The following is a 15,239-nucleotide window of genomic DNA, read 5'->3' on the forward strand; positions in this document are numbered from 1 at the left end:
TTTCGCAGCATCAAGATTAATCCTTAAAGAACCCTGTTCTTGATTTTGCCTTGGTGCGTATCTTCCCGTATTAACATCAATTACTGTCATCGCTTCTGGTTGCTCAATCAAAATGTAAGCACCGCCACGAAGATAAATTTTTCGCGAAAGAGAATTTTCAATTTCTTTATTTATCCCATATTTTTCAAAAATATCTTCCGTCTCATCAAGTTCAATTTTATCAACGATATCAGGAGCAGCCCATCTTGAGTAAGCAACAATTTCACGATAAAGCCCTTTTGAATCAACGACGACTTTCTCAACATCTTTCGTTAAAAGGTCACGCATAACGCTTGATGTGACCCCAATGTCTTTGTAAAGAAGCGCGGGCGGTTTTTCGTTTGGAATTGCTTTCTCAATTTTTTCCCATGTTGCAAGCAACTGCTCAAGTTCCCCACGCAAAGTTCTCGTATCTTTACCCTCCGCTGCTGTTCTAACAATTACACCATAACCATTGGGAAGAAGCGCCCTGATGATGTTTCTTAACCTTCTTCTCTCTTTCGGATTTTGAATTTTTCTTGATATACCGATTTTATTTTCCATAAAAGGCATCAAGACGAGAAATCTTCCAGGTAAAGTTATCCTCGTTGTAACGCGCGCACCTTTTCTCCCAAGCGGTTCTTTTATCACCTGAACAAGTATCGGTTGCCCTTTCTTCAAAAGATGTGACTTCCGCGGAGCATATGCTTCAGCAGTTTGAGTTGAAGATGTGCTTATCGGCTGTAAACCCTTTAACTCTTGTTCTTCTTCAACCGTCGTCTCAGAAACCTCATCAATGCTTGTGTCATCACCAAGTAAATCTGCATATTCTTCAATTGATGCTTTGTCAATGTCAGCAAAATGCAAAAATGCATCTTGTTTATGTCCGATGTTTATAAAAGCAGCTTTAATGCCGGGGAGAACACGAGCAACTTTGCCAAGATAAATATCCCCGACCATTCTTTCTTGTTCCGGGTTTTCAAAGAACAACTCCGCAAGTTGTCCATCTTCAAGAACTGCTATACGCGTTTCTTTGCCCTTCGTGCTGATATAAATTTCCTTCCTCATAAAAAACCCCTATTTTATTTTCAACCTCATCAATCGGGTCAATTGCAATTCCATTTCTAAAAATAAATTGACCCGTTCGCTCAACTTTAATTTTTTTAACTTCTTTTTTATCCAAATCAAGAATTTTCTCAATCACAAGATCAACTCTCGGCACACTCCCATTTTCATCACGCATCAATCTAAACCTAAAACCATCGTTTTCAACAAAAATGTCTTTCACATATTTGCGAAGATTTATTAATTTAATCTTCCCATTTGAACCCGCTTTTTGAATTAAAATCTCGCTTTCAGAAATAAACGAAGTAATTTTTTCCGCGAGATCATTTGAATTAAAATAAACTTTATACTCAAAAAGATTGATTTGACTGTCAAGCGACTTACTTTGCTTTTCAATCCTAACAATTTCAATTATCCTCATTCCGTCTGGTAGGTTTTGGATAAGGCGGTTTTTAATTTCTTCTGGTTCAAGATTTTCAACAAGTTCAAAGTCAAGATATTCACTTATGCTTGTAAATCCGATTTGAAGCGGTGGAGAAAATGAAAACTTCGGAAGCGGATGAAATCCCTGTGTATATGCAACGTTCAAACCTGACTTTCTAAAAATCCTATTAAACAACCTCACGATGTCAAGATGTGAAATAAATCGCAAATATCCTTCTTTCGTGTATTTCATCCTGTATGAATAAGTTTTAACCTGTCTGTTATTCTCTTTAAAATTGGATCTGTCAACAAATATGGCGTCCTCACCAATTTTTACAACTTCGCTTGTTGTATCACTTTGTGAATTTGTTTTATCAATTTGACTTCTTATCAACATTTTAATTGTCTTAAAATCGCAAGCACCGCAGGCGTGGCATATATCCTCGGGTCTGCAATCAGGTATCATTGCCTCCTTATACGCCTTCTGTCTATCTCTCCACAAAAACTTTTTGAGAACTCCCATAAATATGTGATCCCACGGAAAAACCTCATCTTTCCCGAATTCACGCGTATAATCCTCAACCTTTAATCCATTTTCCTGCATTGCCTCCATCCAAAGATCAAAATTCATCTTATCCGTCCACGCGTCAAACTTTGCTCCTTTTTTCCACGCTGAATAAATCACATTTGAAATCCTTCTATCTCCACGCCCGAGAATTGTCTCAAGCGTCGTAACACGCGGATCCCTTATGTCAAGTTTTATACTTCTACATTTATTTCTTTCTCTCAAATATCTTGCTTTTTCAAGCAGTTCTTCAATTGAATTTTGCCTTTCCCATTGAAATGGAGTATGTGCTTTCGGAGAAAATGGAGAAACAGAAACATGGACTTCCATATTGTAAACCTTTTTTCTGCGAGCAATTTTCACAACATTCTCAGCAATTCTTAAAATTCCATCAAGGTCTTCATAAGTTTCAGTCGGAAGCCCCATCATAAAATAAAGTTTGACAAGTCGCCATCCGTAATCAATTGCTATTTCAACTGCACGATAAAAATCCTCCTCCGAACTCTGCTTGTTTATAACTCTTCTCAATCGCTCTGTTCCCGCTTCCGGGGCAAAAGTTAATCCACTTGTTCCACCCTCACGAATAAATTTTGCAATTCCTTCCGTATATGTTTGAGGTCTCAAAGACGGAAAACTTGGTATAACATGTTTTTCTTTGACAAGTTTATAATTTCTGTCCATAAGTTCGGGCAAAAGAGAATAATCAGAGGTTGAAAGTGAAACAAAAGACATCTCATCATAACCAGTGTTTTCAATTACTTGTCTTGTTTCATTTATCAAGTCATCAACGGATCTCTCACGCACAGGTCTATATATCATCCCTGCGTTGCAGAAACGACAACCTTGCGTGCAACCACGCATAATTTCAAGTTGAAATCTATCGTGAACAACCTCAATCAACGGAACAATCGGCTTATCAGGATAGTATTCGGGCTTTAATTCAGGGACGACATTACGTTTAATTGGCAAAGGAAGTGAATCATCAAGTTTTTTAATCCCCTTGTAAATTCCATTCTCGTAAACTGGTTCATAAAACCTTGGCACATAAACCCCTTGTAAAGTTCTTCCCGCTGTTAATAAAATTTCATCTCTACTTGCTCCATTCTTTTTCATCTCATAAACAAGTTCAAGAAATTTTGGAAGCAATGTCTCACCATCACCAAGCAAAAAAGCATCAATGAAAGCAGACATCGGCTCGGGATTGCACGAAACAGGTCCACCAGCAATAACTATCGGATCATCATCGTTCCTTTCAGATGAAAAAATCGGGATTCCTCCAAGATCAAGCATATTCAAAACATTCGTATAATGCAATTCATATTGAAATGTAAAACCAACAACATCAAAAAATTTCAAAGGTCGTTTCGTCTCAAGTGAAAAAAGTGGAATTTTTTCTTTTCTCATTATCTCCTCCGCATCAACCCACGGCGCATAAACTCTTTCCGCACTTGCCCACTCCAACTTATTCACAATGTTATACAAAATTTTAAATCCAATGTAAGACATGCCAATCTCATAAACATCCGGAAAACAAAGCGCAATCCTAATTTTCGCATTTGGCTTGACAACAACATTAAACTCGTTCCCAATGTATCTTCCCGGTTTTTCAACAAAAGGCAAAATTTTCTCTTCAATTTCCATCTTTAATTTTTCAATCAATCTATCGCCATTAACCATTATTTTTCAATCACTTTGTTTTAAATTCCCTTTAAAATCAATCAAAAATTACGAAAAAAAATGAAGTATTGCAAAAAACTTCCCATCTCAAACCGATCTTACACCCCCCTGAAAATTAAAACTTCTCAAAAACAAAAACATCAACCCCCATAAACTTTTTCTTAAATTCAAATCGCATTGAATCACTCAAAACCGAGACAACAATTTTCTCTATATCTGGCGCATGAGCCGAGACAAACCAAACTCTATTACGCCCCGAAATTGATTGACGAAGTTTTTCAATAAGTTTTATCCTTTCTGATTCTGAAACATCTGGAAATTCAAATTTCTCAACATCGTTTCTTTTTGCGTAATAAAAGAAAACATATTTACTTGCAATAACAAGGTCATTCACACTTGCGTTGTTTTCAACAAACTTGACCGCCTCACGCCACTCCTCTTTATTCGTCTTAACATAATACCAGAAAAGATTTATCGCCGACAAGAACAAAATTAAAACAAGCAAACTCCTTTTGAACTTATCCTCTATATTCGCAAAACCAATTGAAGAAATTATGTAAAACGCCACCGAAGATGAAATTGCATATCTTGTGAAATAAAACGGAGTTAAAAATTGAGACAGGACAAACGGAACAAATATCGGCATAACGAACCAAAACCATAAGAGAATGTAAATTTTCCTCGCTTCGTTTGTTAAATTTTTAAAAGCAAAAATTGAATAAATCAAAAGTGAAAGTAAAACTAAAAGCAACAATCCCGAACTTGCATATTCAAGTGCAAATCTTACGATCAAAATTTTTCCAGTTTCATCTCTTGGCATAGGATAAGTCCCACCTGAAAATTGAGCAAATGTCTTAACAATGTCAATAAAGTTTGGTTTCGGCAACCAAAATTCACCAGAAACTAAAATTTCATTTGCCTGCTTTAAAAGTATAAATGATCTCGGCAGATAAAAAATAAACAGCACAAGAAATGCAAGGGCAAATTTTTTGAATTTTCCTCTTTCAAAAATCAGAATGAAAATAAATTGCGCAAAAAATGTGAAAAAACTGTAAAGATGAGTGTAAATGAGCAAAACATTCACAATCAAATAAAACACAAAATTTTTAAAATCATCACGACGCAAAACTTTAACAAAGTAATAAAACGAAAGAATTGAAAGAAGACAGAGCAAACTATACATTCTCGCCTCTTGCGAATAGAAAACTTGAAATGTTGAAACCCCCATAATAAGCGAAGAAATGAGAGCAATTTTTTCATTCAAAAAATCAAGACAAAATTTATAAACCACGATCACGCAAAAAATTCCGAACAAAGCAGAAGGAAATCTCAACGAAAATTCAGAATCCCCAAAAATTTTTATCCAAATGTGAAGGAGCAAATAATAAAGCGGTGGATGTGCATCCGTTTGAGTTGATTTAAAAATTTCCTGAACTTTCATCTTCGCAAACTTAACAGATGAACCTTCATCAAGCCATAAACTCTCATAATCAAGAAGAAAAATTCTTAAAAAAACGCTCAACCCAACAATCAAAACAAAAATTCGCAAATTATACTTCATTCATGATTTAGCCAGATTTTTGATCTCATTCAAAATTTTCGCAACATCCATTTCATTGTTGTAAACATGGAACGAAACTCTAACAGCCATTAAATTTCCATCCGTTACTGGTCTTACCCTTATTCTTTTCTCCATAAGATAAGCAACGACTTTATCATAAGGCATATTTTTCATTTTGAATGTAATCATCGCAGTTCTGAAATCTTCCTGCTCTGGAGATAAAACTTCAACATTTGGGATTTTGAGCAGTTCCTGATAAAATGCTTCTGCAAGTTGTCTGTCGTGTTCCCAGATATTTTCAATGCCGATTAGATTTATAAAGTCAATTGCTGTTTCAAGCCCGAAAAATAGAGCAGGGTTTTGCGTCCCGTATTCAAACCTTTGTGCGGAGGGTTGAAATTTTAACTCATTTTTTTCAACGCTATAACCTGCGTCTGAATAACCACCAACTGTTAATGGCTGAACAATGTCAAGATTTTCTTTTTTAACATAAAGGATTCCCGTCCTTTTCGGACCAAGAAGCCATTTATGTCCGCTTGTCGTGTAGAAATCGCAATTATATTCGTGAACATTTATCGGCATCATTCCGGGGACTTGTGCCCCATCAAGAAAAACCCATAAACCTTTATCCTTTGCAAGTTTACAGATTTCTTTCTCCGGAAGCCGTTGCCCTGCGGTGCAGGTTATATGACTTACAAAAATTAACCTCGTTTTCTTAGTGATTAATTTCTCAATTCTTTCAAGATTTGTTTCCCAATTAACTTTATCCGGCTCAAATGTTTTCAAAACTATCCCATCCCTTTTTGCCCTGTTCAACAATGGCAAATTTCCCGCAACATGTTCGTGCGTTGTCAAGATAACTTCATCACCCTTCTTCAAGGGAAGTCCATTCACCACAATGTTAATTCCCTCGGTAGCGCAACCGACAAAAGCGATCTCCTCTTTATCACAGCCGAAAAGACCAGCACATTTCTCTTTTATCTTCCACCACTTCTCAAGATCATGATTTGGCGTCGGATAACGGTCAAGATTATCCATTTCTTCTTTAACCTTTTGACTTACGACATAAGGAGATGAACCAAGCCCGCCGGTGTTAAGATATGTGTAATCCTTGGGAATTGGAAATTGCTCACGAATCAATTTCCAAAATTTTCCATCCAATGGATTCAGCTTTGAAATTTTCTCTTTGAAGTTTTCCAAATTTGATTCAAAATTTTTTGCTTTGATGTTCGGTAAAAAAGTTGAGATTGATAATAAAGCCATTGATTTTAAAAATTCTTTTCTTCGCATTTGGTGAGTTTATGTTAATTTTTAATCGGTCTCCGCTTCAACATAATTCACAAGCTCACCGATGTTTTGAATCCATGCAGTGATTTTATCGCCGGGTTTTATAGGTCCAACTCCCTCTGGTGTTCCCGTTGAAATTACATCCCCAGGATAAAGCGTCATATACTTGCTTATTGATTCAATGATTGAAGGAATATCAAATGTCATATTCTTCGTGTTTGAATTTTGTCTAAGCTCATCATTTACCCAAAGTTTAAGATCAAGTTCAATTGGCGGTGTAAATTCATCAGCAGTCACAATCCACGGTCCCATCGGAGCGAAATAATCAAAACTTTTTGACCTGAACCACGGATGTTGTGCTTGAATATCTTTTCTTTGCATGTCCCTTGCGGTTATGTCTATCATAATCGTATAACCTGCGATGTAACCCCACGCATTTTCTCTTTTTATTCTTTTCCCTCTTTTACCAATGACGACCGCAAGCTCAACTTCGTGATCAATTCTCCCAACATCCGTTGGAATGTAAACTGTTTCAAGATGTCCAATTACAGAAGTGCTGCTTTTTGCAAAAATTATTGGTTCTTCTGTTGGCGTGGGTGAGCCGAATTCCTTTGCGTGAAGCTCATAGTTTCTCCCAAGACATATAAGTTTCGGCGGAAACTCAACAGGTGCATTGTATCTGAAAGATTCCTTGACAAAAAGATATTCCATTAGATTATGTTTTTCAACAAAATCAATTACACGCTTGAACAAATCAATGTTGAACAACTGCTCCCGAAATAATTCCGTGACTGTTTTTATCTTTGGGAAATCGTCAATTTTATTTTTCAACTTTTGATAAAGTGGTAAAGCATCTGTTAAGTTCAAAATTCTTCCGTTTTCGTCGTAAATTATCCCGATGAAATTTTCTCTCTCCGTGCGCAATGATAAAACTTTCATAATCACCAAAAATTTGTTTTTAATTCCTTTAATTTTAACAAAATAAAAAAACTTTGTCAAGCGAAAAGCCCTGGATGAAAATTTGGACGATTTCAGAGATAAAAAACTTAAACCTGCAGATTATATATCCAACCTCTTCAAAACCTATTCTTGAAATTCAAATCAAAAATCACTACATTTTTAACAAGTTAAAACAAATAAATCTACGGCTATGTCAAAAACTTTAATTGCAATCCTCGGTGTTATCGGTCTCTTACTTGTCATTGCCTTAATAATTGTCGGATGGGTCACTTCAACTTACAATCAACTCGTCTCACTTGACGAGATGGTCAATCAAGCTTGGTCTCAAGTTGAAAATCAATATCAAAGAAGATATGATTTGATCCCAAATCTTGTTGAAACAGTCAAAGGATATGCAAAGCACGAACGCGAGGTATTTACACAGGTCACAGAAGCAAGAGCAAAAGTTGGACAAATAACCATCACTCCTGAAGTTTTGAAAGATCCACAAGCGTTTGCAAGATTTCAACAGGCACAGGATGCGTTAAGTTCTGCACTCTCACGACTTCTCGCAGTAGCAGAAAATTATCCACAACTCAAAGCAAATGAAAACTTCCTCCAGCTCCAAGCCCAACTTGAAGGAACCGAAAATAGAATTGCGGTTGAAAGAAGAAGATACAACGAGGTTGTCCAAAGATATAACACTTACATAAGGCGATTCCCAGCAAACATAATTGCTGGAATGTTTGGCTTTAAAGAAAGACCTTATTTCAGAGCCGTTGAACAAGCACAGGAAGCACCAAAAGTTCAATTTTAAAATAAAAATTAAACTGAAATGAGAGTGAAAATAAGCCGAAATTTGATTCAATTTACACTTATAAGCGTAGTTTCAATCCTCTTCTATTCATTCGCTTTTCAAGAAAAACAAGAATCTTTAAAACATCCACTTGAAAAACATCTCAAAAACATTCGCCAGCTTACATTCGGTGGTGAAAATGCAGAAGCGTATTTTTCTTTTGACGAAACAAAATTAATTTTTCAATCTACGCGCGATAGTTTTGAATGTGATCAAATTTTCATAATGAACATTGACGGAAGCAACCTTAGACTCGTAAGCACCGGAAAAGGCAAAACCACTTGTGCTTACTTTTTGCCAGGTGATACAGAGATAATTTATTCATCAACTCATCATATCAGCGAAAAATGTCCGCCGAAACCTGATTATTCAAAAGGTTATGTCTGGGCTCTTGATAATTACGACATTTTCAAAGCAAAAGCTGACGGGAGCAATTTACGCCAACTCACAAACACACCCGGATATGATGCGGAAGCAACCGTTTCTCCAAAAGGAGATAAAATAGTTTTTACATCAATGAGAGATGGAGACCTTGAGATTTACACGATGGATCTTGATGGGAAAAATGTTAAGCGGTTAACTTTTGAAAAAGGTTATGATGGTGGTGCTTTCTTTTCGTGGGATGGCAAAAAAATTTGCTACCGCGCATATCATCCGAAAGATTCATCTGAAATTGCAGAATACGAACAACTTCTAAAAGAGGGCTACATCAAACCAATGAAACTCCAAATTTTCGTGATGGATGCGGATGGAAAAAACAAAAGACAAATCACAAACAACAACGCTGCAAACTTCGCCCCGTTTTTCCATCCAGATGGAAAAAGAATAATCTTCTCATCAAATATGCACGATCCCAAAGGAAGGGACTTTGACCTTTATATCGTAAACATTGAAACGGGAGAGATTGAAAGGATAACTTATACACCTGATTTTGATGGATTTCCTATGTTTACGCACGATGGAAAAAAACTTGTGTGGGCTTCAAATAGAAACAGCAAAAAACGAGGCGAAACAAATATATTTATCGCCGATTGGGTTGATTGAACTATGTCCGCCGAAATTTCAAAAATTGAAGAAATTTTTGAGGAAATTATCTCTGGAAAATTTAATGTCTTGAAAATTGAACTTACCTACGATGGAAATGACTTAACAAAAGTTTTCATCCGCAAACTTGAAGAATTAAATTTCAAAGCTAAGAAAATCAAAGATGTTGAAGTTGAGCCGGGATATCGTGTCCCGGCTTTTTATCTGAAAAACGATGAAGCATATTTTGGATGGGTGTTTTGGGAAATTTTCACAGAAAATTTTAAACGAAAGCTCTTTGCCTCCGCGATCAAAAATCAACGCGGTGATTGGGAAATTCAAATCACCGAAGATAAAGAAGAGATCGTTTATGTCAATGAGATGAAAAAAATTGAAATTGACTTATCCACAATGGCGTGGTAAATTTTAAGCCATTCCAGCTTTTCTCAATGCTTCAGCTCCACTTGCAATTTCAAGCATTTCCTTCGTTATCATCGCCTGTCTTGTCTTATTAAACAGCAATTGCAAATCGCGAAGAAGCTCATTTGCATTCTCCGTTGCATTGTCCATCGCCGTCATACGAGCTGCTTGTTCAGCAGCGTTTGATTCAAGAAGCACACGCAAAATGTGTGTCTCAAGATATTTCGGAAGCAAATTATTTAAAATTTCTCTCGGACCTGGCTCGTAAATGTATTCAACAAGTGGAACTTTCAAACCTTTTGATGGTTTGACAATTTCAATTTTTGGAACAATTGGAAGAAATTGTTCAATTACAATTCTTTGCTGGACGATTGATTTAAACTCGTTGTAAATTATCTCAACTTTATCAAATTCACCATTTAAAAAACCATCAACAATCCTTCGCATAATTTCTTTGACGGATTCATATTCAATGGTCTTTTTGAAAACGCTCGTATAACTTGCGACTATTTCAAAATTTTTTCTGTGCCTGCTGAAATAATCAAATCCTTTCTTACCAACGCAAATCAACTTAATTTTTCCATCCTGTGGAAGTTCCCTTCGTCTTTCTTCTATCAAAGCAACGGTTTTTCTTATAATGTTTGTATTGAACGAACCACACAAACCTCTATCAGCAGTAACGACAACGATGGCTATGTTCTTAACATCTCTAACTTTTATAAACGGATTTTCATACGCATCAAGCGTTGAGACAAATTTTTGAATTAGTTCTTCTAGTTTTTTAGCATACGGTCTTGCAGAAACTATTCGTTCCTGCGCTCTTCTCAAACGAGCTGCTGCGACCATTTTCATCGCTTTTGTGATCTTCTGGATGTTCCTTACGGCGTTTATTCTTCTCCTGATGTCGCGTAAAGCAGGCATTAAACTCGTTCAAATTTTTATTTTTAAAAAGCGGGGCATAAAAACCCCGCAAAAATTTTCACTGCAATGAAGCTTTAAAAGAAGAGACAAAATCTTTCAAAATTGAATGTAAATTCTGAATCGTGTCATCATCAAGATCTTTTGTTTCGGCAATTTTATCAAGTATATCTTTATGTCTGGCTCTCATAAAAGCAAGAAATTCACTCTCAAATCTTCGTATTGATTCAACAGGAAGTTCATCAAGATAACCTTGCGTGCCTGCGAAAATTAACACAACCTGCTCCTCAACAGGCATAGGTTGATATTGATCTTGCTTCAAAAGTTCAACAAGTCGCTGTCCTCTTCTCAACTGTGCCTGCGTTGCTTTATCAAGATCAGAAGCAAACTTAGCAAACGCTTCAAGCTCCCTGTATTGAGCAAGTTCAAGGCGCAATCTTCCAGCAACTTTTTTCATCGCCTTAATCTGCGCATTTCCACCGACTCTTGAAACAGAGATACCGACATTTATCGCGGGTCTTACACCAGCATTGAAAAGTCCCGGTTCAAGATAAATCTGTCCATCTGTAATTGAAATTACATTTGTCGGAATATAAGCTGCGACATCTCCCGCTTGAGTTTCAATGATTGGCAACGCCGTCAAACTTCCTCCACCAAGTTCATCACTTAACTTTGAAGCTCTTTCAAGAAGTCGTGAATGCAAATAGAAAATATCTCCCGGATATGCCTCTCTTCCCGGCGGACGTCTCAAAAGCAACGATACCTGCCTGTAAGCCCAAGCATGCTTGCTTAAATCATCATACACGATGAGAGCATGTCTTCCTGAATCCCTGAAATACTCACCCATTGTACATCCAGCGTAAGGGGCGATATACTGCAAAGGCGCTGGATCGCTCGCAGACGCAACAACAACAATTGTGTAATCCATCGCACCTTCTTCTTCAAGTTTAGCCACAACCTGCGCAACGGTTGACATCTTTTGCCCAATTGCAACATAAATGCAATAAACCGGCTTTATGCCAAGTTGTTTTGCTCTCTCCGTATGTGTGAATCTTTGATTTATAATCGTATCAATTGCAATCGCAGTTTTACCAGTTTGTCTGTCCCCAATTATTAACTCTCTTTGCCCTCTTCCAATTGGGATCATCGCATCAATTGCCTTTATACCTGTCTGCAACGGCTCCTTAACAGGTTGCCTGTAAATTACACCAAGCGCTTTCCTTTCAATCGGCATATATTTTTCAAATTCAATCGGTCCTTTGTCATCAAGCGGTTGTCCAAGCGGATTTATAACTCTTCCCAAAAGTTTCTCACCAACCGGGACAGAGAGAACTCTTCCAGTTCTGCGGACAATATCACCCTCTTTAACAAGCGTATCCTCGCCAAATAAAATACATCCAACATTATCCTCTTCAAGGTTCATTGCAACTCCCATAACTCCATTTGGAAATTCAAGCAATTCGCTCATCATAACTTTTGAAAGACCATAAACTCGGGCTATACCATCTCCAACCTGTAACACAGTCCCAACATCATAAACATCAACTTCTTTCTCAAATCCTGTTAATTGTTTTCTTAATATCGCTGAAATTTCATCAGGTCTTATTTCAACCGTCGCCATAAATCTTTTCCCTTATTTTCTTTTTAACTTCCGTAAATTAATTGTTCACGCAATAATTGAATTTTTCTCTTCAAGCTCGCATCGTAAACAGTGTCTCCAATCCTTATAACAATCCCACCGATGATTGATGGATCAACTTTATAAGTTGCCTTAACAGATTTAGCTCCTGTTAACTCAATGATTTTTTTCTCAATTTTTTTTCTATCTGAATTATTTACCTCAACCGCCGTCGTAACCTCAGCAGTTACAATTCCCATCTTCTCATCGTAAAGTTGCTGATACACCTTAACAATATCGTGAAGCAAATCTTCTCTTTTTTTCTCAACGAGAAGAAGTATAAATTTTAAAGTCACCGGATCAACCCGGCTATCTGAAAAAATTTCTTTCAAAATTTCACGCTTCTTGTCCTCTTTTATAATTGGACTTTTCAAAAAAAGTTGCAAATCACGCGAACTTCTTATCACCGAATCAATCAATTGAACATCGCTTGTGATCCTATCAAGCTTTTTCAATTCCTCCGCTATCTCAATTAACGCTTTTGCGTATCTTTTCGCTACTCTTATATTTGCCATCTTTCAAATCAAGCTCTTTTTTCGGAAGAAATTTCCTGAAGATATTTTTCAACAAGTTTGCGATGTTTTTGCTCGTTTAGAACTTCGCCAATTAACTTTGACGCAACCTCAATCGCAAGATCAGCAACCTGAGCCCTTAACTGCAACATTGCTTGTTCTCTGTGTCTTTCAATTTCCTCCCTTGCTCTTTCAATCATCATATCGGCTTCTTTTCTGGCTTTTTCAAGTATCTCAGCACGAATTCTTTCAGCCGTTTCTCTTCCCTCACGAATTATCCTTTGAACTTCTTCTTCTGCGCGAGCAAGATTTCGTTTATTCTCTTCCATCAAACGCTGTGCTTCTTCTTTTGCCTTTTGAGCATCTTCAAGCGCCTTTCTTATGCTATCTTCACGTTGCGTCAGAGCATCAATTATCGGCTTCCACGCAACTTTCTTCAATATCGCAACAAGTATCAAAAAAGTTATAATCGTCCATATTGCTACTCCCGGATTTATCTCAAGCATCTTCCAAATTAAAATTTTTTATTTTAAAGCAAGGATGATGCAAATAACCTCTGCAAAGAGCGTAACACCTTCAATCAAAGCAGCTGAAATAATCATTGATGTTCTAACCTCACCAGCGACCTCAGGTTGACGACCGCTTGCTTCCATTGTCGCTGCTGCAAGTTTGCTTATCCCGTAAGCTGCTCCAATAACTGATAAAGCTGCTCCGAATCCACCTGCAATGTGTGCTAATTCTGGCATATTTCCCTCCTTTTGTTTTTTATTTTTGTTTTTAATGTTGATGTATTGAAAGACCCACAAATAAAGCAGTCAACATTGTAAAGATATAAGCTTGAATAAATGCAACGAGAATTTCAAGTAAATTGATAAAAACTGCAAATGCTATTGAAACCGGCGCTACAAGAACACTTTTGAAAATAAATATCAAACCTATCAAAGACAAAATCACAATATGCCCAGCGGTCATATTCGCAAACAAACGAACCGTCAAAGCAAATGCCTTCGCAAAAAGACCAAGAAACTCAACTATGAACATAAGCGGTGCAACAAATGCAGGAACTCCATGCGGGACAAGACCTTTGTAATATCCAATTAAACCATGCTTTCTTATCCCAGCAAGTTGAATTAAAATAAACGAAAGAAACGCAAGTCCACCCGTAACCGCAAGATTTCCTGTCGCAGTTGCTCCGTATGGAATCAAACCGAACAAATTGCACAAAAGAATGAAAAAGAAAAGTGTGAGAAAATAATGAAGATATTTTAACCCATCTTTGCCTATCACAGATAAAACTATCTCATCACGAATAAATACAACGAAAACTTCAATCAGATTTGCTAAACCATGCGGAACTATCTGCTTTTTATAACTTCTTGCAACAATTGAAAGAACAATTATCAGAATCAATGAAACAAGCCACATAAAGAAGACATGCTTCGTAATTGAAAGGTCTATCTCAAGACCTCCAATGCGTATCGGTGGAAATTGAGGAAGGGTAATATGACCAAATGGTTCAAGATCAATCGTTCTTGAATCAGATATATGATGCAACATCCAGCTCGAACTTTCTCCGCCAGCGTGAGAATTTTCTGCGTGCTTTAAAGTATCAGCAGCAAAAGCTAAATTACCAATCCACACCTCCGTTAAAACTCCCTTTTTGTTGTCAATTTATTTAGATACAAAATTTCAACAGCAAGAAAGATGAAATAAAACAAAAGCAAAGAAATCAAAAGCCCATAAATTTCAAAATTCAAAACTTCAAGCAAAAACAAAATCAAACCAGCAATCACAAACAACCTAACTCCCATACTTCCAATGGTGAGCTTCAAAAACTCTTTATTTGATCTCTCAAAGCCACGCTTTACAAGGATAAAACCAGCGACTGAATTTATCAAACTTATCAAAGAGCCAACTGCAAATGATTTAACAAACTCCGAACTTGCAAACTTAAAAAGCGGATACAAAGCCAAAAGCCAAACAACCACAACCGCCATCAAAACATATTTTACAAATCTTCCCGTGTTGATTTTCATTCTTTTGGTTTTTCCTTTTTCTTTCCTAATTCAAGCACCGATTTAATGAAATTATACATCCCAACGACAATTCCAAGCATCGCTCCAACAATCATCCATAAAGGCGATGTCCCGTAATGCTCATCAATAATTTTCCCAATGAACCAAAATATCACAACCGTAACAGCAAGCTGCAACCCAAGACCGCTATACGGCGCGATTTCTCTTATCGCCTTGCCTACACTGTTAAAAACTTTCTCTCTTTTCTCTTCATCTGACATT

At 36.9% G+C, this 15,239-nt stretch carries 16 protein-coding genes; 3 read left to right on the forward strand and 13 right to left on the reverse strand.

Annotated features, from left to right (window positions below):
* The 5 genes from AWW83_RS07620 to AWW83_RS07640 form a co-directional block, all read right to left on the reverse strand.
* Positions 1-1,086, reverse strand: a 1,086-nt coding sequence (locus AWW83_RS07620; RefSeq protein ID WP_143713928.1) for an Rne/Rng family ribonuclease, incomplete at its 3' end; no start/stop codon positions are given.
* Entirely contained in the window at positions 1,028-3,748 is a 2,721-nt protein-coding gene (locus AWW83_RS07625; protein WP_092350536.1) for a TIGR03960 family B12-binding radical SAM protein, read from the reverse strand. The genes AWW83_RS07620 and AWW83_RS07625, both read right to left, overlap by 59 nt.
* Positions 3,749-3,863: 115 nt before the next feature.
* Positions 3,864-5,309 carry a glycosyltransferase family 39 protein gene (locus AWW83_RS07630; protein ID WP_092350538.1) on the reverse strand — a complete coding sequence of 482 codons (1,446 nt, stop codon included), beginning with the start codon at positions 5,307-5,309 and terminating at the stop codon, positions 3,864-3,866.
* Positions 5,310-6,599 carry an aminotransferase class V-fold PLP-dependent enzyme gene (locus tag AWW83_RS07635; RefSeq protein ID WP_092350540.1) on the reverse strand — a complete coding sequence of 430 codons (1,290 nt, stop codon included), beginning with the start codon at positions 6,597-6,599 and terminating at the stop codon, positions 5,310-5,312. It lies immediately after the preceding gene.
* 21 nt (positions 6,600-6,620) lie between these two features.
* Positions 6,621-7,535, reverse strand: a complete 915-nt coding sequence (locus tag AWW83_RS07640; protein WP_234697278.1) for a fumarylacetoacetate hydrolase family protein — start codon at positions 7,533-7,535, stop codon at positions 6,621-6,623.
* Positions 7,536-7,746: 211 nt separating this feature from the next.
* On the opposite strand from AWW83_RS07640, the gene AWW83_RS07645 reads away from it, so the two are divergent.
* Genes AWW83_RS07645 through AWW83_RS07655 form a run of 3 tightly spaced genes read left to right on the forward strand, consistent with a single transcriptional unit; the run spans position 7,747 to position 9,837 of the window.
* Positions 7,747-8,352: a LemA family protein gene (locus tag AWW83_RS07645; protein WP_092350542.1), complete on the forward strand. Its 606-nt coding sequence runs from the start codon at positions 7,747-7,749 to the stop codon at positions 8,350-8,352.
* An 18-nt stretch (positions 8,353-8,370) separates the two neighbouring features.
* A complete protein-coding gene (locus tag AWW83_RS07650; protein ID WP_092350544.1) occupies positions 8,371-9,435 on the forward strand; it encodes a TolB family protein in 1,065 nt (354 codons plus the stop codon).
* Between the two features lie 3 nt (positions 9,436-9,438).
* Positions 9,439-9,837: a hypothetical protein gene (locus AWW83_RS07655; protein WP_092350546.1), complete on the forward strand. Its 399-nt coding sequence runs from the start codon at positions 9,439-9,441 to the stop codon at positions 9,835-9,837.
* Positions 9,838-9,840: 3 nt separating this feature from the next.
* Here AWW83_RS07655 and atpG read toward each other — a convergent pair whose 3' ends face one another.
* From atpG to AWW83_RS07695, 8 genes are read right to left on the reverse strand one after another with little or no spacing between them, the layout of a single operon-like run.
* Entirely contained in the window at positions 9,841-10,755 is a 915-nt protein-coding gene (atpG, locus tag AWW83_RS07660) for an ATP synthase F1 subunit gamma (protein ID WP_092350548.1), read from the reverse strand.
* A gap of 58 nt (positions 10,756-10,813) precedes the next feature.
* Positions 10,814-12,373 carry a F0F1 ATP synthase subunit alpha gene (gene atpA, locus AWW83_RS07665; protein ID WP_092350551.1) on the reverse strand — a complete coding sequence of 520 codons (1,560 nt, stop codon included), beginning with the start codon at positions 12,371-12,373 and terminating at the stop codon, positions 10,814-10,816.
* A gap of 23 nt (positions 12,374-12,396) precedes the next feature.
* Complete coding sequence (locus tag AWW83_RS07670; RefSeq protein ID WP_092350553.1) at positions 12,397-12,945, reverse strand: F0F1 ATP synthase subunit delta; 549 nt, start codon at positions 12,943-12,945, stop codon at positions 12,397-12,399.
* 8 nt (positions 12,946-12,953) lie between these two features.
* Positions 12,954-13,448: a F0F1 ATP synthase subunit B gene (locus AWW83_RS07675; protein WP_092350555.1), complete on the reverse strand. Its 495-nt coding sequence runs from the start codon at positions 13,446-13,448 to the stop codon at positions 12,954-12,956.
* An 18-nt stretch (positions 13,449-13,466) separates the two neighbouring features.
* Entirely contained in the window at positions 13,467-13,688 is a 222-nt protein-coding gene (gene atpE / locus AWW83_RS07680; protein ID WP_047134272.1) for an ATP synthase F0 subunit C, read from the reverse strand.
* Between the two features lie 31 nt (positions 13,689-13,719).
* Positions 13,720-14,583 (reverse strand): F0F1 ATP synthase subunit A, encoded by an 864-nt coding sequence (gene atpB, locus AWW83_RS07685; RefSeq protein ID WP_234697279.1) that lies wholly within the window; start codon positions 14,581-14,583, stop codon positions 13,720-13,722.
* Positions 14,584-14,588: 5 nt separating this feature from the next.
* Entirely contained in the window at positions 14,589-14,978 is a 390-nt protein-coding gene (locus AWW83_RS07690; RefSeq protein WP_092350557.1) for a hypothetical protein, read from the reverse strand.
* Positions 14,975-15,238, reverse strand: a complete 264-nt coding sequence (locus tag AWW83_RS07695) for an AtpZ/AtpI family protein (protein WP_092350559.1) — start codon at positions 15,236-15,238, stop codon at positions 14,975-14,977. The genes AWW83_RS07690 and AWW83_RS07695 overlap by 4 nt, the downstream gene beginning before the upstream one ends.
* Between the last annotated feature and the right edge of the window lies 1 nt (position 15,239).

This window comes from Candidatus Chryseopegocella kryptomonas, assembly GCF_001536065.1.
In the GTDB taxonomy this organism is placed as follows: domain Bacteria; phylum Bacteroidota; class Ignavibacteria; order Kryptoniales; family Kryptoniaceae; genus Kryptonium; species Kryptonium kryptomonas.